The organism is Paenibacillus sp. Dod16 (genome assembly GCF_049893405.1).
Taxonomy (GTDB): Bacteria; Bacillota; Bacilli; order Paenibacillales; family Paenibacillaceae; genus Paenibacillus_AQ.
Map to the genome: position 1 here is coordinate 13,297 of NZ_JBNDYG010000024.1, position 17,545 is coordinate 30,841.

18 protein-coding genes are annotated in these 17,545 nt (G+C 38.3%); 14 read left to right on the plus strand and 4 right to left on the minus strand.

The window, feature by feature from the left end:
• Positions 1 to 17: 17 nt before the first annotated feature.
• From ACPV3A_RS17620 to ACPV3A_RS17640, 5 genes are all read left to right on the plus strand, one after another.
• Positions 18 to 1,421, plus strand: coding sequence for a fused MFS/spermidine synthase (locus tag ACPV3A_RS17620; protein ID WP_082834220.1), 1,404 nt, complete (start codon positions 18 to 20; stop codon positions 1,419 to 1,421).
• A gap of 179 nt (positions 1,422 to 1,600) precedes the next feature.
• Positions 1,601 to 1,816, plus strand: coding sequence for a hypothetical protein (locus ACPV3A_RS17625; RefSeq protein WP_063477376.1), 216 nt, complete (start codon positions 1,601 to 1,603; stop codon positions 1,814 to 1,816).
• A 96-nt stretch (positions 1,817 to 1,912) separates the two neighbouring features.
• A complete protein-coding gene (locus tag ACPV3A_RS17630) occupies positions 1,913 to 3,184 on the plus strand; it encodes an IS110 family transposase (RefSeq protein ID WP_063477375.1) in 1,272 nt (423 codons plus the stop codon).
• Between the two features lie 693 nt (positions 3,185 to 3,877).
• Positions 3,878 to 4,477 carry a hypothetical protein gene (locus ACPV3A_RS17635; protein ID WP_063477374.1) on the plus strand — a complete coding sequence of 200 codons (600 nt, stop codon included), beginning with the start codon at positions 3,878 to 3,880 and terminating at the stop codon, positions 4,475 to 4,477.
• A gap of 29 nt (positions 4,478 to 4,506) precedes the next feature.
• On the plus strand, positions 4,507 to 5,553 hold the full coding sequence (locus tag ACPV3A_RS17640; RefSeq protein WP_197477050.1) for an ADP-ribosylglycohydrolase family protein: 1,047 nt from the start codon (positions 4,507 to 4,509) through the stop codon (positions 5,551 to 5,553).
• A 123-nt stretch (positions 5,554 to 5,676) separates the two neighbouring features.
• Here the strand turns inward: ACPV3A_RS17640 and ACPV3A_RS17645 are convergent, their stop codons facing one another.
• Together ACPV3A_RS17645 and ACPV3A_RS17650 are read right to left on the minus strand one after the other, a co-directional pair.
• Positions 5,677 to 6,234: a hypothetical protein gene (locus tag ACPV3A_RS17645; protein ID WP_063477373.1), complete on the minus strand. Its 558-nt coding sequence runs from the start codon at positions 6,232 to 6,234 to the stop codon at positions 5,677 to 5,679.
• Positions 6,235 to 6,485: 251 nt separating this feature from the next.
• Positions 6,486 to 6,824 carry a helix-turn-helix domain-containing protein gene (locus tag ACPV3A_RS17650; protein ID WP_063477372.1) on the minus strand — a complete coding sequence of 113 codons (339 nt, stop codon included), beginning with the start codon at positions 6,822 to 6,824 and terminating at the stop codon, positions 6,486 to 6,488.
• 501 nt (positions 6,825 to 7,325) lie between these two features.
• Between ACPV3A_RS17650 and ACPV3A_RS17655 the strand changes: the two genes are divergently transcribed.
• Positions 7,326 to 7,484: an aspartyl-phosphate phosphatase Spo0E family protein gene (locus ACPV3A_RS17655; protein WP_082834219.1), complete on the plus strand. Its 159-nt coding sequence runs from the start codon at positions 7,326 to 7,328 to the stop codon at positions 7,482 to 7,484.
• 489 nt (positions 7,485 to 7,973) lie between these two features.
• On the opposite strand, the gene ACPV3A_RS17660 is transcribed toward ACPV3A_RS17655, so the two are convergent.
• Positions 7,974 to 8,201: a hypothetical protein gene (locus tag ACPV3A_RS17660; protein WP_063477370.1), complete on the minus strand. Its 228-nt coding sequence runs from the start codon at positions 8,199 to 8,201 to the stop codon at positions 7,974 to 7,976.
• Positions 8,153 to 8,494, minus strand: a complete 342-nt coding sequence (locus tag ACPV3A_RS17665) for a sigma factor-like helix-turn-helix DNA-binding protein (protein WP_063477369.1) — start codon at positions 8,492 to 8,494, stop codon at positions 8,153 to 8,155. The genes ACPV3A_RS17660 and ACPV3A_RS17665 overlap by 49 nt, the downstream gene beginning before the upstream one ends.
• A 172-nt stretch (positions 8,495 to 8,666) precedes the next feature.
• Between ACPV3A_RS17665 and ACPV3A_RS17670 the strand changes: the two genes are divergently transcribed.
• The 8 genes from ACPV3A_RS17670 to ACPV3A_RS17705 all read left to right on the plus strand — a co-directional run bounded on the left by ACPV3A_RS17670 (position 8,667) and on the right by ACPV3A_RS17705 (position 17,438).
• Positions 8,667 to 8,858: a hypothetical protein gene (locus tag ACPV3A_RS17670; RefSeq protein ID WP_063477368.1), complete on the plus strand. Its 192-nt coding sequence runs from the start codon at positions 8,667 to 8,669 to the stop codon at positions 8,856 to 8,858.
• 100 nt (positions 8,859 to 8,958) lie between these two features.
• On the plus strand, positions 8,959 to 9,726 hold the full coding sequence (locus tag ACPV3A_RS17675; protein WP_063477367.1) for a hypothetical protein: 768 nt from the start codon (positions 8,959 to 8,961) through the stop codon (positions 9,724 to 9,726).
• Positions 9,727 to 9,802: 76 nt separating this feature from the next.
• On the plus strand, positions 9,803 to 9,997 hold the full coding sequence (locus ACPV3A_RS17680; RefSeq protein ID WP_063477366.1) for a hypothetical protein: 195 nt from the start codon (positions 9,803 to 9,805) through the stop codon (positions 9,995 to 9,997).
• 145 nt (positions 9,998 to 10,142) lie between these two features.
• Positions 10,143 to 11,267: a hypothetical protein gene (locus tag ACPV3A_RS17685; RefSeq protein WP_063477365.1), complete on the plus strand. Its 1,125-nt coding sequence runs from the start codon at positions 10,143 to 10,145 to the stop codon at positions 11,265 to 11,267.
• Between the two features lie 37 nt (positions 11,268 to 11,304).
• Entirely contained in the window at positions 11,305 to 11,505 is a 201-nt protein-coding gene (locus ACPV3A_RS17690) for a hypothetical protein (protein ID WP_063477364.1), read from the plus strand.
• 398 nt (positions 11,506 to 11,903) lie between these two features.
• Positions 11,904 to 13,397: a WxL protein peptidoglycan domain-containing protein gene (locus ACPV3A_RS17695; RefSeq protein WP_063477363.1), complete on the plus strand. Its 1,494-nt coding sequence runs from the start codon at positions 11,904 to 11,906 to the stop codon at positions 13,395 to 13,397.
• Positions 13,398 to 13,480: 83 nt separating this feature from the next.
• Positions 13,481 to 16,747, plus strand: coding sequence for an RCC1 domain-containing protein (locus ACPV3A_RS17700; RefSeq protein ID WP_063477362.1), 3,267 nt, complete (start codon positions 13,481 to 13,483; stop codon positions 16,745 to 16,747).
• Between the two features lie 85 nt (positions 16,748 to 16,832).
• Positions 16,833 to 17,438 carry a WxL domain-containing protein gene (locus tag ACPV3A_RS17705; RefSeq protein WP_063477361.1) on the plus strand — a complete coding sequence of 202 codons (606 nt, stop codon included), beginning with the start codon at positions 16,833 to 16,835 and terminating at the stop codon, positions 17,436 to 17,438.
• Positions 17,439 to 17,545: the final 107 nt, after the last annotated feature.

Below are 17,545 nucleotides of genomic sequence, written 5' to 3' on the forward strand. Positions count from 1 at the left end.
TTTATAAGGAGGTCAATTTGATTAAACGGTATTATACTATTATGTTTTTAGTTTCTTTTGTTTACATGGGATTGGAGATGCTAGCCTCTCGAATATTTACCCCATATTTCGGCAGTAGTCAGTACATTTGGGGATCAATCATATCTATTTTCCTTGTTGGTTCAACTATTGGCTATTGGGTTGGGGGAAGGGCAGCTGATACCAATAAGAACAGAATGATCCTGACCGTATTTCTTTTGGCCGGAGCGGGAAGCATGGCAATAATCCCATTCTTTGCACCATATGTACTTCCGGTTTTGAACCAGTTACCACAAGGGATTGGAATACTAATTGCATCCATACTTCTCTTACTCCTCCCAAATATATTCTTAAGCGGGATCGTGCCGGTAATATCTAAGATTGTTTTAAATGAGGGTGTAAGCGGAAAAAAAATAGGTCATCTTCATCAGATACCTGCAGTTGGCAGCATTTTTGGAACCCTTTGTACTACCTTTCTGGTGATTCCAAATTTTAATGTCGCATTCGTAATTTGTGTTTACTCCGTGATGATTTTACTCTCAAGTTTCCTCATCGGTAAAAAAGGTGGTATCAACTCCATGGTAATCAGTATTCTAATTTTACCTGTTTGCTTTATTCCTATTTTGGGCATGGCCATCCATAATAAAGATCAAGGTTTGATGTACCATACTGAAAGCATCTATAACCCTATATCAATTGTAAAACTGGAATCTGTCTACGGGAAGAAAGGGAATTACTTGGGGATGCAGTTTAATAAAAACAGCTATCAAGGAATCATGGATATGGATCAACCAGATGAGCCACTACTGAAATATACTAAAAGCATGATTGAAATTGCTGATTACTATATGCCTGACTTCGATCGGGGGGTTGTGATAGGGCATGGTATTGGCACGATCCCCCAATTTTATAAGGATAAAAATCTTATCAGCGTCGAGTTGGATTCCGAAGTTGTAGAGCTGAGCAAACAATTTTTTGGTTATAACGGTGACCATGTGATAGTTGGAGATGGTCGTAAGGTGTTAGGCCAACAGAGAGATGCATCTTTCGATCTTATTTTCCTTGACGCTTATCAAGATTTAACGATCCCTTTTCATTTAACAACAAGAGAGTTTGTGCAAGAGGTACTTAAGAAGTTAACTTCTGATGGAATAGTTATTCTCAACTATGCAGGTAATCAAAGTGATGATTTATTAGGAGGGATAAAAAGCACTTTCGGTACAAGTTTTACCCATATTAGGATGTTCGGAACAAACGATAATAAGGCGGGTTCTCAAAATATTATCCTAGTAGGTAGTAATAAACAATTGGATCCTCATGAATTTAGAACCTGTGTGGAGATTACTGTAAAGGATGGAAAGGTTATAACTGACGCAAACACGCATTACAATCAACTTAATTAATTTTTTATAGACACAGAGCTTGTTTGGGGGAATTTTCTTATTTTATTTACTCCGGTCGTTTTATATCCTAAAAAGCTGGCCTGTAGCAGCGTCTCATTTAATCATATTCTCGATATTTTTTCTTTGTGATACCCTAAGGATAGATAGAGAGCGCATATACAGACAGAGGAGCACGTCATATGATTGGATCGGACCTGGGTCAGGTTTTTAAAGACGGAAATTTACTCCGTTTAGAAATTGTAAAAGCTAGGGGGAAACGACAAGTTATTTTCGGTAAAGTACTGCAATTTGATAGAACACGAGAAATATTATTGGTTTATGAGCTGGATTATAAACGAGTAGAAATACTCAGTTTAAATGAAATAGAGAACGTTAGCATTCCTGTAGAGCGTTAATTATCAGCTTTGCAAAAATAAAAGCGCCTCGGTACGATGGGAGTACGCAACGGGTCATAGCCCTTAAAATCCCATCATCCAGGAGGACGCTCTACTATGAAGTTTAAAGCCCAGGACAAACAAAATCAACTCATTGAAAAAATTACCCCTCAGCATCTCGTCGTCGGAATCGACATTGCACAGCTAACGCATGTCGCTCGTGCGGTAAACTTCCGTGGGATTGCTATTGGCAATCCGCTATCTTTTTCTAATGACGAAGAAGGATTCCAGATCCTTCTTCGCTGGATTCAATCGTTGCAAGCAGCCCATAATCTTAACTGCGCTATCATCGGCATGGAACCGACGGGGCATTACTGGCTAAACGTCTCCAGATGGCTATACGAGAAACAATTCGAAGTTGTTCTTGTTAATCCACATCTCGTGAAAAAGAACAAGGAAAACCGTGACAATACACCATCGAAGAGCGACAAAAAGGATGCTCTGGTCATCGCAGACATGGTTAAAAACGGCTACTATTCGTTCATTCGCAACACGCCTGAAGCGTTTGCGGAACTTCGTGTCTTACTTTCAAACCGAGACTCCATCGTTACAAGACTCGTTAGTGCGAAGAACCAAATCCATCGTTGGGTTGACGTAGTGTTTCCTGAGCTGCGACAAGTCTTTAAGAACCTGATGTGCAGAGGTTCATTGGCCACATTACGTCTTTTCCCGACGCCTGAAGAACTGAGCAAGCTAACGCCTCAGGAAGTGGTAAAGGGCTGGAAATCCATTATGCAACGTCAACCCGGGGACAAAAAAGCTCAAACCCTTATTGCGCTTGCTCATCATTCAGTTGGCTCTAAGCAGGCAACGAAGGCGTACAAGCTCCACCTAACGCAGCTTCTCGCTGAATATGACCTAGCTTGTGAGCAGCTGCAAGTAGTAGAGGCAGAGATTGCAGCAGTTTTAGCCCGTATTCCTTTTGCTAAATCAATGCTTGCTGTCAAAGGGATTAGCGCCATTTCACTCGCTGGTGTTCTTGGTGAGGCCGGAGATTTAAGTGGTTTTTCTCATGGTAATGCACTGCTTCGCCATGCTGGTCTCAATCTTGCAGAAGCAAGCTCAGGTAAATGGACGGGGCAGATGAAGATTAGTAAACGTGGACGATCACGCCTTCGCCGTTTCATTTTCATGATGACCATAAGTTTAGTTGGTAACAACCCAGAGTTCAAAGCGATGCATGCGTACAATGTACAGGTCAGAAAGATGAAGAAAATGAGGTCTCTAATGAAACTTTGTGGTAAATTAGCACGAGTACTCGTTGGAATGGCTCGTAGTAAAGAGGCTTACAATCCGTATAAAACGAAGCCAATTCAACAAGCAGCTTAAGTTTAATTTAGCCGTTTCGTCGTATGAATTTTGGCTTATTCGCAGGATTTCAAAGAAAGCACGGAGTACCGGATGTATTGAACCAAAGGGCACCGACCCGTAACGTTAGCAAGACCGGCCTCCACCCCTTGGACAGGCGTAACGAAGGAATGAGAGGGCACAGACCCGTTGAGACATGGGAGTGAAAACCTCCAGGGCGGCGTGGAGAATGCGTGCAGTATATGGAATTATATGGGGTTTGTAGCTTTCCCCTCTATTTCCTCACGCCTTCATGTTGTCTTGGTCTACTACGAGGGTTGTCTTACGTTCCTTCTGCAATTCTGGACAGGGGTGAAATCCTGCGAATAAGTGAGTATTCATGAGTAAATTGAATCGTACTGAGGGAGTTCAATTAATTGATTGGAGCAAGCAGCAACAAGATGTTTATCTTTGTTAACACATTACTAAGCATACTGGGCAAAGATTTCACTTAAGAATAACCAACAAAAACCAGATTTTTTATAAAGATCGAAACACAATGGCGTCTTGCTACCTAAATTACAGGTGTAAGGCGTTTTATTTGTTTATGATTTATTTCTGGAAAATAAGGAAGTCTGATATAACATTGGTATCGAGTGTTTATCTTACATTGAAATAAAAAATTGTACTAATATATCCTTGCTTAATCAGTGCGAGGGCAAGGGAGGGACGATAATGTCTGAAGATATAAGAAAAGTCTTTGACAGCGATAGTAAGACAAAAAAGCGGGCGGCAAATGGTTCGTTTAGTAGGGTTAAAAGCGGTAGAGGTGGTATGGTAACTGCTTATACCTTAATGACCAAGGAACAGCAACTTGAATACACTCAATGCGGGGATGGAAAAAGTTACAATATATATGAACAGATTATTCCAATTGAACAGTTTAAACATTTACCATTAGATATCCGAAAGCGTTGTTGGTCTGAATGGATAGATAAGTTTTTCATGAAGGATATACTACAAACTTGGTCAGTGAAATCGATTGATGAATTAAATTTGATTCTGGATGAAATTGATATTCCACTTGTAAATGGCCATTGGGTAGAGGATACATCTGTGTTCTTGGAGGAACTCCCTGCAGGCGTTAACATTGAAGAAGATTCATCGATGACTCTTAGTGACTTAATTGCCAGTGATGCAACAGTTCAAAACTTTAATGTGGATGGAGAGATGATGACAAGGGATCTAATACGAATATTAGAACAAGTAATTACCGAGGTTAGAGGAAGTAATCGAAAATTTTATGTAGGCCTATCAATCCAAGAAATGATTTGAGTTAAATTAAAATTGAACAGGAGTTATTGATGAAATCGATAAGTGGATCTTTTTTCAGAAGATTGTTTAATCCGGAAAAGTATACAGGGCCGAAGAAGGAAGAAATAATTCCAACATTCCTTAATCAAAACTTTGAGTTAACTTTACAGATTTATGGAGCGATTATGGGAAGCTGTGTTGGTGATGCATTAGGTGTACCGGTTGAATTCAAAGGCAGAAAAGAGCTGAGAGCGCGGCCCATCAGAGGATTGACTGGGTATGGTACTTGGAATCAGCCGCCAGGAACATGGTCAGACGATAGCTCATTATTCTTATGTACACTAGAATCATTACTCGAAGGTTATTCTCTTCAAAGTATTTCAGATAGGTTCCTTAAGTGGTATAAGGAAGGATACTGGACTGCAAATGGAGTAGTTTTTGATATAGGAACAACAACCAGACTTGCTTTAGATAGATTATCATATATTACGCCAACAGATTCAGGTCTACATGATGAAGATAGTAATAGCAATGGTTCATTAATGAGAATTCTTCCGCTCGCTTTCATATCATATAATAAGGATATCCAAGAAAGAGTAGAACTTGTTGAAGAGGTATCTTCTATTACACATGCCCATCGACGTTCAGTTCTCGCCTGCATTATTCTCATAGAAATCGCCTCGAATCTACTTAAAGGGCATGATCGAATCTCTAGTTATTATTTGATGCAGGAAACTATGAGAACTCATTTTGGACATGAATTTCAAATCACATATTTCCCTTCGGTATATTATGATATACAAGATCGTCCAGAGGATGCAGTTTTATCAACTGGTTATGTAGTGGATACTTTAGAAGCTGCCATTTGGTGCTTTTTAAAACATGATTCATACAAAGATGTGGTACTCGCAGCTGTTAACCTGGGTGGGGATACGGATACGATAGGAACCATAGCTGGAGGGTTAGCTGGAATGGCATTTGGTTACAACGACATCCCGAGAAAGTGGGTACTAAAGATCGCAAGGAAAGACGATATTGAGGATCTTGCAAAGCAGGTATGTGAATATATAGCAACAAGAGATACTAAGGATTTGTAATTATTAGTTTATTACTTATTGTATTACTCACCTTATAAGGGGAACGAAGTCTTGTTCATTATCAGAAAATTACCCGATCTCAATTCCCCATGAATTGAACAGAATACTTAATTCGGAGCTCCATTATGTAATTATTTTTGTTATGGTATTGATCATCTTTATGGTTTCAGAGGAACCCAAAAAATCCTTGACATGATTACCGTACTGGATGAGCCCTCTTTCCAATTTTACATAAATTTCAACTGGTAATGAAATGAACCATCGCTTCTGTTCTAATGCAAAAGGATCTATACCTAAATGTTGATATTCAACTGGAGAAAGAGTTAGATCACCTTGATATACTATCTCAATGTCTCCAATACAAGATAATAAGGTGATATGTGAATCTAAACTGAAATTTATGAAATAGAGAAAATAAGGATATTTTTCAAATAATCCTAAAACCCAATTCCTAACCTCTTTTAATTCGTACAATTCCGCTGGTATGTCTCCATATCCATCGAACATAATAATGACCGTTCCAAATGCAGAGGAGCCCATTTCTTCTAATAGCAAAACGCATTCATCTATAAACTTGTAAGACATATTATCAATTGATGACTTTGCTATGTTCATGAGATAAAGAGTTCCAGATGCAAGTTCAGTTTGGTTCGATATATCAATCATGAATTCATCGTTCATTAGTTTTCTCCAGTATTTTTAGTATTGTAAAAGCATTTATTACGTGAAAAAGACAACCATAATAATATTTATAATGAATAATTGCATTATAAGTGAAAACATCCTATATTGAGAAACAAGTTTAGAAGAGGGTCTCTATTTTTTATTGATTTGTTTGTATAGTTCACACACACTTTTAATACGTGAAAGGGTCGCCAAATAGGCGACCCTTTATAAATATGGCATGAAGTGAATGGAGATACATACGTTACTCAGTCTGTTTCCTCTGCTAACATTTCAAGAAGTACACGATAAATTTTTCTTTGTTTGGCCTCACTTTGCTGCAGCATAAGTGTAACACTTTCCCAGACCCAGTTCTTCTGATAGAGATATTCTTCATTGTCGTTATCCATAAGATTGAAGATGCTTACATCAAGAGCGTCTGCGATTTTAATGAGTGTTTGGATCCTAAAATTCTTCTCTCCTCGTTCAATTTGACCGACATAAGATCCTGTTGATCCTATAGCTTCTGCAAGTTGTTCTTGGGTCCATTGTTTTGCCATTCGATAAAGTCGGATTCTTGAACCTATCAGTTCCATCACATTATTCATCTCTACACCTCGTAGTCAGTGTAGAACATGAAATAGTCACAATTGGAGTTCTTATAACGACTATTTTCATGTTGTTATTGTCGTTTTTGTTTGTGTTAGTTATAATTTTCCATGAGCCTCCATATTTAATATGTAATTCGCAAGTTTACTGAGGAGGCCAAAGTTAACAAGAGAGATGTGTTTCAAGCATTATTCTATTATGTTGCTAGATGGGCCAACTGTCCAAGGAATAAAAGTGAGGAAATGAAAATGAAGGAATTTAAGCAGGGGGATTTTTTGTACAGTAGCTCAAGACTGTATAGGTCAGTTCCAGAAAAGAAACAAAAACGTGGGTTAAACATATTGTTATATTTCATTAGTGCTGCTTATCTTTTGACAACAATAGGTGCTGTTATGTATTATTGCTATATTTTTTTAAAGTTTGCTTTATGATATTTGCCGCATTAATACATACATATTGAAGACTCCCGAGATATGGGGATATTTCAAGGAGAGAACTAAATGAAAAGAGAAATTGAGAGAGCACGCATAGAATTATACGAGCTTGTAGAAGAATTCAACCTCACTGATCCTATTGTACTGTTGAAGTCAAAGGAATTAGATGAGCTATTAAATCAATATGATGAATTGCTATTAAAAGAAAAATCATCATTAAAATAATAGCGACTGTTTAGCTTTCTGTTTATTCGTGAGACCTAATTTAGTTCAATAACTATGGCTGCTTTTCTGGTTGAGCTCATCGAAAAGAGAAGTGAATGATTGCTTTCAAATAAATTGAGAAAAAATAGATGGTTTATTTGCACATAAAAAATCCCATCAATATTTTTATTGTTGGGATTTTTACATGTTTTATTTTATATGCTAAGGGGATTCAAAACAAAAGTATCGTATACTTATATTGGTGCCAATGGAAAAGGTTAACTTATTCCTGTGGTGAAATCGTTTCTAAAATGAACATTACAAATCCCAAACGGTGGGTTTTGTATAATATTGATCTAGTAAAAAGATTGCTTGAGCTCTGTAAATCGCTCTATGACAAAAGTGTATAATACAAGATCTTATGATGCAATACGATTATTATTTGAAACAGATAGAAGAAACGATATAAGCGAGATCTAGTAGTATCTTCAAAGAAAGGGTTGTGTCTTGTTAGATGATTTCATCATCGCTTCTTTTTATAAACTCTAGTATTTCTAATGTAATTTCTGAGATGGCATCCTCTTTAGGTAGATGAATGTATCTACTAATAGAGAGGATGTCTTTTTTAAATAAATCAATGAGTGCCAAAATTGATTCGTGATCATTATTCTTGGCAGCTTGTAATAATTCTAGGAATTCATGGTCTGTGATAATTTTCTTAACATTTTCTTTTTCCATTTATTCACCGCCTGTTGCGTCATGTTTAATTGATTGGCGACCTCGGATTCGGTTTGTTCGAATAAATACAATTGAGAAATAATAAATTTCCCCTGAGGTGGTAATGCTTCTAATAGTTGTTCTACGATAATCCTGTCCTCACTACTCAAGGTTGAACTAGTAATTGTGAACTGCTCCATTCCATTGAAATAACATTCTCTCCGTTTAATAGTTTTCGCGCGGTATTGAACCCTCCAACCAATACGGTATACTTCTTTCTTAAATCGTTCGTAGACATTTACTTGCTTCTCCATTGATCTATCCTCCCTTCATCCTTTCTAAATATAGGGAAATATATTGGGTGTTTCCACAACCAAAATAGGAACATTTGTTCCCCATTATAACACTTTTCTAATCTTTCGAGTTGTGAAGTTTAACTTATATGTTCCCTACATTATAAAAAATAAGGTGCGGAGGGGATTTCCTATGCAAGTAACAGATTTTGCAACATTAGTTACTAATGTCGGTTTTCCAGTAACACTATGTTTTATCCTCATTCGTTATGTATTACAAACCATTGTAGAGAAATTGGATTCTTTGGATGAATCTCTGAATCAATTAACTGAAGTTATCCATTCCCTTAAAATGAATGAGAGCGAGAAAAAAGATCAGGATTAGAATATATTATATGTAGTTTGAAATTATATATGTATACTTGAATGGCCTGCACTCAGGGGGTATCCCGCTTCACAACCTATTTATTGCTAAGGAGGAAACCATGAAAATAATCGATTATATTTACGGGATCGATGTTTCAAGCAGAAGCAAAAATTTAGGCTGGGTAAAAATTAATGCAATGGGAGAAATCGTAGATGGAGGCATAGGACTTAATAGATTGCCGTACATTCTTGATCAGGATATCAAAAATAAGAGTCTCAGCATTGCAATTGGAATAGAAGCAGTGATGTGGTATCCTTTTCCGGACATAACTGATGGAGTTTACGAAATGAAAGGCAGATTTCCTGAGGAATTAGGAATGTACAGGTGCCACCAAGGAGTAGCAGCAGCAACGACGGTCAAGACAATGTTGCTAGAAAGATCTATTTTTCTTGATAAGGATACACTAAAGACGGATGCGACCAAAAATGTCAAGAAAATGCTAATTGGTGATTCACGAATATTTCTGTACGAGGGATTTGGAGCTGGTGAATACAAACCTAAGGGGAACTATAATCTATTTATGAATAATGCGTCTTTGTCAGTCCCCAATGGCCCCTTACTTAAAGGAGAAGATTCTATTGATGCGTTTGTTATTGCATCAGCAGCTTTATATGGTTTAACTTCCTATATAAACCCCAATTTCCCAAACCAATATACAAAGCATTTGGTTGTAACATATGACAACCAATACAAAACGATTTTTCAGGGACTCCACGAAACAATATATCATGCTGGGTACCATTGTATTTGGGAATCGATAGTGGGACACTCTTTTAAGGAAGACGAACCTAAAGTGTGTAATATTTACGGGTTTAAATGGAAGTGATGACGATTTATAAATAAAGTGTTTTTCTCTTCAATGATCTATTCTAATTCGAAGATAGAGAGGAGCAACACCACGAATGAAAAATCCAAACGACATTACATATCACGCTACGTACGAACCAGATATGAAGAAGATGGTTAAAGCATTACAAATTATTTTTGAAGCTAGGGTTGATGATACGAATCAGGATAATGCGAAAGATACAAATACGAGTTGTATTGAGAATGAATCCTCAATTATTATTAGGAACTCAGAGAACTCAAGAGTATAAAAGAAGATCAATGAGCTGATTATTAGAACCTTGATATATTTTTAATTACTAAGAGATGAATGATCTAGTAAGAGGACCTAGCCAATTAGTACTACATATGATACCTTATGATAGGTAAGGATATCCATATAAGGTGGGGGAACTCATGAAAAAGGCACTAAAGCTACCTCTTTTAATCGCCACATTAGTTTCAGTAATACTGTTTATAAGTCCATTAGCTAAACTAGAGGCTGCATCCAATATTATCCCTAGTAATGCATATGCCTCTGAAGCAATTGCGATATTTTTAGATGGGCAGCTAGTTGTAACGAAAGAAAAAACATACACCCTTGATGGGATCAAGAAGAGTGGTATCTATTTACCAGTAAAACTTTTAGCCAAGCTCAAGAATGTAAAAGTAAATTATACTAAGCCGATTACGGTCAAATCTGATATAGGCACTTTTAAACTGGATCATACAAATTCATATTTGTATGATGATACGACTTATATAACAATTGAAGATTTTTATAAAATGACAGGCTTATCAGGGAAGTATCTTTATGAACCTAATTCCCTTTTTTTATGGAGTGACACGAGTGGGAAATCTAAAACTACACAACTAATTGATCAAATTAATAAAGTTTCAGATGATCTAAAAAATTATATGGGTAAGAAAGTATACATATATAAAGGTGAAAAAGTGGGTCACGTCATTGAAATAGATCCAATAACCGGTGATTCAGTTAGATTTAATATCCTCCTCAATAATGGTAAGGTAATTGAGGAGATTGTTATTGGTGAGATACCCGATTCATTTTGCACTTATTTCCACTATGAGCTCATGAGTTATCTTTATACAGGAAAGTATTTCTGGGCAAATAAAAATCTCTTACCATCCTCAAATCCCTTGTTGAATATTGAAAAAGTATATTTCAAATCAATTAAAATGAAGGGGAAAGATTTAATTATTCAAGCAAAGCGTGCGAGCGGGCATGATGTCACTTTTAAGCTGAGTTTTTACGATGATCCTAGTGAACCAATTAAGAATGGATTTTATTCAACGAATCCGAAGAGTGTTTACACCAACTGGTCTTCTAATGTCTGGACTAAAATAACACAACAAAAAATAAGTATAGGTATGTCTCAGGATCAAGTTTTCTTGTCTTGGGGGGCACCAGACGAAATAAACTCGTACACAAGTGCTAAGATGAAAATTGACCAGTGGGTTTATGGAAGAACGTACATACACTTCCATAATGGAAAACTTAACTCTTGGACTGATTTCTAATAAATCTTTCAGAGAAATATTATAAGGAGACAAAGACATGACAGAAAAAAAGGAAATTCATTTAGACAAACAAATGTTTCCTTTGTCGATTGATGGAAAAATGGTCACTCCACATGAATGCGTAACAATGATAGAAACTGTTCGTACAATGCGCTTAGAAACGTCTAATGAGATAACAACTAACCAGAAAAAACGGGTTAAGTTTCATGAGGATAGAGGCACATCGAAGAGTCTATGAGTGTTGGTTTTGACTATTGTAGCTGGATAGATTGGTCTAACTTGCAAAAGAAATATTTTGGGTTTAGCTCTGGACAAGGGGAACCCTCCTAAGAGCTGAAATATCTCTTATATATCTCACACTATTATGGATAAATCGATTCCTTTTGTCTTTACGACTCGTAGACAGAATGGTATATTTATAAATAACTAAATGATTTCAAAAGAGGAAGCACCTCTATATTGGCTCTAGTAGCCATTATAGAGGTGCTTTTTTTTTATTTCAAGAATTTGGGTGAGAAGTAAGAACCATGTAATTACTTTCTGGAAATATAAATTTAACCATGCATGAGCACCTCACTCATTTTGAATTGCTTTCAGACAATACAAACTAATTTCAGTAGGAGATGAGTAAAAGAAATGAAGATAATTTCAAAGATGAAAACTATCTATCAGCAATTTGGTCTAGTGAACAGAAGAGCATCAGGACATTTGAGGAGAAAACTATTTTCTTTAGCCATGATGTTAATCGTCACTTTAAGTCTTGCTCCAGAAAATGTTAACGCTGCAGAAATGCATCGGTTTGAATATGCATCATCTGAGAATTTGACTCAGCAGGAAATCGACCCAGCCCTTGCTCCAGAAGCTTCATTCTTATTATCACCAAGTAAAGAAGCAAGAAACGGCCTTGGATATTATCGAGATGAAGTTATTCCAGGAGAGAAAAGAAAATACACATTCTATGTGAAGAACCTGCTAGATGAGAAAATTAATCTCAAAATTTATGCTACAGATGCATTACCGGCTCAGAACGGAGGTAGAGGTTTTGGTAGTTATAACACAGGAGTGACGCTTGGAGGCTCGTGGTTTTACCCACAGGGGCCCAAAGACATTACATTGGGACCGAATGAAATGCGGGAATATACCTACACAGTTAAAATCCCCGAAAATCTAGAACCCGGACAGCATATCGGGGTAGTGGGAGTATCGCAGTTTAGAGAGGGTCAAGAAATAAAGACGAATATTGAGAACGCAACTTTAACTCCAGATGTATTAGAAGAACTCGGTATGTGGGTTGTTATGGATTATAAAATTGATAAAGCTAAACATGGCATGTCGATTAACTCTTTGAACCACGATTATGTGGCATCAGGGGAATCGAGATTTACAATCGATCTTGAAAACAAAGGCACCATTCTAGAACAACCAACAGGTTACTTGGAGATTAGGGATAGTGCTAAAAAAGTCGTATTCCGTGAGGATTACGAAGCTGGATCCATTTACTACGGAACGACTGCCAAAATGGTAAGTATTGCCGAAAACCAGCTGCTGCTGCCTGGTAATTATGAAGCTTACTTTGAAGCTAATTTCAATGGTCAGAAAGAATGGAGAATCTTCCAGTTTACTGTAACTCCTAAGGAAAAGGATGAAGCTCAAGCGGCGATGGAGCACAGCCAAAAGCTCGAAGTAACCGATGGCATTCCAGACTGGCTGAAATATGTAATTGTCATTGGTTTGCTTCTGATCCTGCTTCTATTAATTCTTCTATTACTATCTAAACGGAAGAAAGGCGACATTGAGGATCGAATTAAAATGTACTTGGAAAAGGGATTTACTTTTGACAAAGCAAGGAAGAAAGTGCAACTTGACCAAAAGACATTCACTCTTTATGTTGTCAAACTCGGGTATGTACCAGATGGTAGTGAACCTGAGTGGCATAAAACTATTCATACGAGCAAGTATGGAAAACGCATCGAGAGGGTTGAGAATTCCACTGCAAATTTAGAAGATACGTTTAGAAATACTAGTGGTGCTGTGATAATACTTGGAGAAGAGCAAGATGTTGTAACGGAAGGATCTGCATCATCTGAAAACCTGAAGAGGGGTGAGGACGATGTAGGCAAAGGAGCATAATCAACTAAAGAAGTGATACGGTTTCCGTTAGAACAAGTCGGAAAGCAGAATGGAAAATAAACGTAATTTGGAGGTCTGTATACATGGCTGCAGAAAGAGATGTACATAAAAACAGGAGAAAACCTGGTAAGAAACGTTATTTAAGCGCACTGCTGGCTGCTTCGTTATTGATACCGAGCGTATTAATGCCAGGAAAGAATACGGTAGAGGGCGCTGGGCATGCGAATATTGAAGACATTGGATACTATTATGAAGATCATCAATCACGTACTCGTGCATATCTAACTTTGAGTGATGGCAGGAAGATTCTCTTCAGAGACAGGGGAGAATACTCCGGTCCTGCTGATAAAGATAAACTAGACGAAATAGGCTCGGATATTAAAAAGTATAATGCGCAAAGCCCTGATGACAAAGGTGTAGGTATGCGCCTGATGTCTAACGGGGACTTTTACTACCGGAAAGACTCAGGTTACAATCCGGCGAGTTCTTTTGAAAAGATAGCGTCTGGGTGGACAGATTTCGTGTACAATTCCGAGGGTTATAATGCATATACCTTTTATGGTCTGACCGCAGATGGTAGGGTAGAGTCATTAGGGGCTGGAACTTATGGGCAATTAGGTAACGGCATAAAAGCAGATACGACTGTTCCTGTTGAGGTTGTAGATCCTGATCTATTCGATACCCCACTAACAGGGGTCAAGAAAATGATACAAGTAGATAGAAACGTTGTTCTATTTGTTACAGAATCGGATGTATATAAAATCGGTCGCGAGTTTGGTGATACTTCTTACACTAATGCGAAGCCCGTAAAAGTAACATCGATGTTTCCGGGATTCTCCGGTCCAGCTACGTTTGATATGGGCTATATCGATGAAACGTCCTACGGGACAAAGCAAATATCGTATACCTCGGATAACACTCGAATCGGAATGCGTTATTTCGAAGTTAACGGGAGCTTTTATACATTAAGGGATACGTCGGTATACCCGAAAAATACAGATCGTTATACACCCGGAGCTACCACTGAGATCAGTACTAAGACTTTATATCCATTTAACGGTGATCCGACGAATATGAGTAGGGAAGTTTCAAATTTGTCGGATAAGACTGATGGCAGTATCTCTAACACAAGCAATACGTTCATGTACTTGGATGGCAGCGGTAATCTGAAAGCATGGGGTCTTCCTGCTAATAGAATAGGTGCCGATTATGTATATCACACCGACTACACAACGTCTGAATCGACTGTGATGACGAATTTGAAAAAGTATACGGTAAACGCGAATCGTGATGTGTCTCTCGTTGCCGGACTAGGTACTAACGGCAATGTATATGTAATTGGGAGTAACGGTAACACAGCGTACAACGGCATCGTAAACGGTAAAGGGATAACGGGTATTGCGGGTAGAATCGAAACACAGACAAGATTATCTGGACCGGATGGAGCCATTAAGGATATCACTGATCTGGCATTCGATACAAAATCACTTTACCTGTTGAAAAATACAGGTGATGTATATGTATTTTCAAGCAATGCAAAGTACACCAACACATCAGCATCAGGCGTAAAATTTGTTGGCTTGCTTGAAATCGCATTGGACCTTAATGTCCAAAATGTTTATGGAATTGGTTCCGATGGTAACCTGTATAGATTGGATGAAAATGGTAATACAATCAAACAGGATGGGGCAACTGGTATCTATCCTCCGGGGTATACACCTGCACCGACAACGATTGATAAGCCAACTGAATCACGTTCTACAGATAAATTCGAAAACACAGTTGTAACGCTCAACTACCCTGCAGTAGCAAATAAGAAAGAGTACTCGTTGGATAACGGGGCAACTTGGTTAGAGTACACAGCACCAATTACGTTAACAACTGCGGGTCCTGTAAAGGTTCTAGCCAGATCCGGACTCGATTCGTTGTATAGTGAAGTGCTCGAAGTGACGGTAATTAATAATCCAATTGTGATTCCTGTAGGATACCCTAAACTACTGGAGCAAGATGGGGTACTTACGGTTGATACGGGTGCTATCGACATGAATCGGGTCAAATTGCAAGTAGAAGTAGATGGAAATATTCTCGATTACACAGCGCCTATCCAATTATTAGAAGGCGATCATGTAGTATCCGCTATTATTACAAACAAAAACACGAGTGATGAGCTTTCAAAGATTACAGAAAATATCACTGTGGCACCAGCTGCGCCGGGAACGCTAACAGCCCCTGTCGGAAGTGTAGGTGAAGTAGATGTTAATAATCAAAGACCACTGTCTATTAGCTTTAATCCAACTCAAGGTTCACTTCAAATTCAGCATGATGGTGGATCGTGGGTCGACGAACCAGAAATCTTGAATCAATATTCCGGCACCACTGAAGAACCTTCTTCCACAGAACGTAAATATACGCTTCTCGTTGATAATGTGGTGGATTCCGTATACAAAGCTCGTGTGACTGATGGCACTAATTATAGTTTTGAAACGATTCTGGTTGTAACGGCTCAAGTCTATGATCCGTCATTATCTCGGGATATTGATGATAAACTATTAATCGATTTCAGCAATTTACCGACAGGAAATTGGATGAAAGAATACTCTTTGGACAACGGGGCTTCTTATCAAGAGTACACAGGCCCAATCGACATCGGTGCTTCGTTACCTATCAAAATCCGAGTAACAGATAGTGGAAGTGGTAATGTACTGATTGATAAAGAGTATATAACTCCTCCGTTAAATGGTGGTGCAAATCCAAACCCTAATCCAGGAGTTGACCCAACTTGGGGTGCTGAGGTTACTGGCGCAGAGCAAGAGGCGATTCTAAACGTTATTGGAGGAGCGCTATCATCTAAGTTTAATGGTTTGATGCTGGATAACATCGAGATTCAAACTGTAAATCAGTATCAAACGATTAATTCGGTTACAAACACCTTGATTGAGGATAGCAGAGGTACCGCAGATGGTTGGACGTACTCGCTGTCTATCACTGACTTTGTAAGTGATCCGGTACTGGATACAGGTTTGGGCACTCAAGATCTTGTTGTAAAAATCCCGGCATCTTCCCTGAATGTAGATGTCAAATCGGCAAAAGTGCTGGCTGGTTCCCCGGATCAAACAGCGAAGACGGGGAGTTACGTACTTGATAGCACGAAACAGGTACTAGCGCAAGCGGAACCATTTAAGGGCATGGGATACTATGATATCCCAATGGATTATATGTTCCGGGTTCCTAGTACGGTAGATGTTGTTTCTACAAGTAATGGAAGTGCACATCAAGTTGGAGATAAAGTCGGTTTGAGAGTAGGCGTGTACAGATCCTTATTTACATTCTCTTTGGCATCGGGGATCTAAGCTGCGGATTGTGGGAGCCGGCAAAGCAGGTTGGTTCCCATCCGAATTTATCTAACAACAAAATGAAACAATGGAGGGGCAATACATGATCAAAGGGTTCAAAAAACAATTGCTCGGTATCATAGGTTTGTCGGTGCTGCTGCTATCTCTGGGCACTTCTGCTTATGCGGATGTGACCGAGCAAAAAGTGGAAGTTGTCGGTTCTGGATTGCGTGTGTTTCAGACCGCGTTAAAATTCGACGATATCAGGCTAGATGTTAAAAAGAGTCAAGCATCTAAGGCCGAAACCACTATGACTGTTATTGATGGCAGGGGTTCAGATGCTGGTTGGACAGTTAGTATGAGTTCAACCGATTTCGAGATAGAGAAGTCAGTGAACGGAACTTTGGAAAAATTCTACATTCCCGCTTCTGCAGTTGAGATTACTACAGATTACAAAGGGCCTGTTACTGGGGCAACGATTAACTTTGGATCAGGCCAAGGAACACTTTCGTCCAAATTAATCGTTTCCAATGCCCCACAATCCATTATCCAAGCAAAGCCATCTTTCGGAGGGGGAACACATCAATTTAATGTTCGATATGATTTGAAGTTACCCCAAACGATAAGTAAACAAGATGGCACAAAGATCGGTGTGCTACAAGGATCGTATAAAGCTCTGTTTAAGTATCAAGCTACATCTGGTATTTAACTCGAACACACTTTGATATACCATTATTAGAAACAGTTTTCTTGATATTCACCAAAAATCGCTGCCGTCTTCCTTTATAGGAGGATAGCAGCGATTATTGTAACTGT

Bases quoted from the DNA above. Each gene is read 5' to 3' on its own strand.
- ACPV3A_RS17635 (WP_063477374.1), top strand. From the start codon at position 3,878: ATGTCTGAAGATATAAGAAAAGTCTTTGACAGCGATAGTAAGACAAAA.
- ACPV3A_RS17630 (WP_063477375.1), top strand. From the start codon at position 1,913: ATGAAGTTTAAAGCCCAGGACAAACAAAATCAACTCATTGAAAAAATT.
- ACPV3A_RS17660 (WP_063477370.1), bottom strand. From the start codon at position 8,201: ATGGAAAAAGAAAATGTTAAGAAAATTATCACAGACCATGAATTCCTA.
- ACPV3A_RS17670 (WP_063477368.1), top strand. From the start codon at position 8,667: ATGCAAGTAACAGATTTTGCAACATTAGTTACTAATGTCGGTTTTCCA.
- ACPV3A_RS17650 (WP_063477372.1), bottom strand. From the start codon at position 6,824: ATGAATAATGTGATGGAACTGATAGGTTCAAGAATCCGACTTTATCGA.
- ACPV3A_RS17640 (WP_197477050.1), top strand. From the start codon at position 4,507: ATGAAATCGATAAGTGGATCTTTTTTCAGAAGATTGTTTAATCCGGAA.
- ACPV3A_RS17685 (WP_063477365.1), top strand. From the start codon at position 10,143: ATGAAAAAGGCACTAAAGCTACCTCTTTTAATCGCCACATTAGTTTCA.
- ACPV3A_RS17645 (WP_063477373.1), bottom strand. From the start codon at position 6,234: ATGAACGATGAATTCATGATTGATATATCGAACCAAACTGAACTTGCA.
- ACPV3A_RS17625 (WP_063477376.1), top strand. From the start codon at position 1,601: ATGATTGGATCGGACCTGGGTCAGGTTTTTAAAGACGGAAATTTACTC.
- ACPV3A_RS17655 (WP_082834219.1), top strand. From the start codon at position 7,326: ATGAAAAGAGAAATTGAGAGAGCACGCATAGAATTATACGAGCTTGTA.
- ACPV3A_RS17675 (WP_063477367.1), top strand. From the start codon at position 8,959: ATGAAAATAATCGATTATATTTACGGGATCGATGTTTCAAGCAGAAGC.
- ACPV3A_RS17700 (WP_063477362.1), top strand. From the start codon at position 13,481: ATGGCTGCAGAAAGAGATGTACATAAAAACAGGAGAAAACCTGGTAAG.
- ACPV3A_RS17680 (WP_063477366.1), top strand. From the start codon at position 9,803: ATGAAAAATCCAAACGACATTACATATCACGCTACGTACGAACCAGAT.
- ACPV3A_RS17665 (WP_063477369.1), bottom strand. From the start codon at position 8,494: ATGGAGAAGCAAGTAAATGTCTACGAACGATTTAAGAAAGAAGTATAC.
- ACPV3A_RS17690 (WP_063477364.1), top strand. From the start codon at position 11,305: ATGACAGAAAAAAAGGAAATTCATTTAGACAAACAAATGTTTCCTTTG.
- ACPV3A_RS17705 (WP_063477361.1), top strand. From the start codon at position 16,833: ATGATCAAAGGGTTCAAAAAACAATTGCTCGGTATCATAGGTTTGTCG.
- ACPV3A_RS17695 (WP_063477363.1), top strand. From the start codon at position 11,904: ATGAAGATAATTTCAAAGATGAAAACTATCTATCAGCAATTTGGTCTA.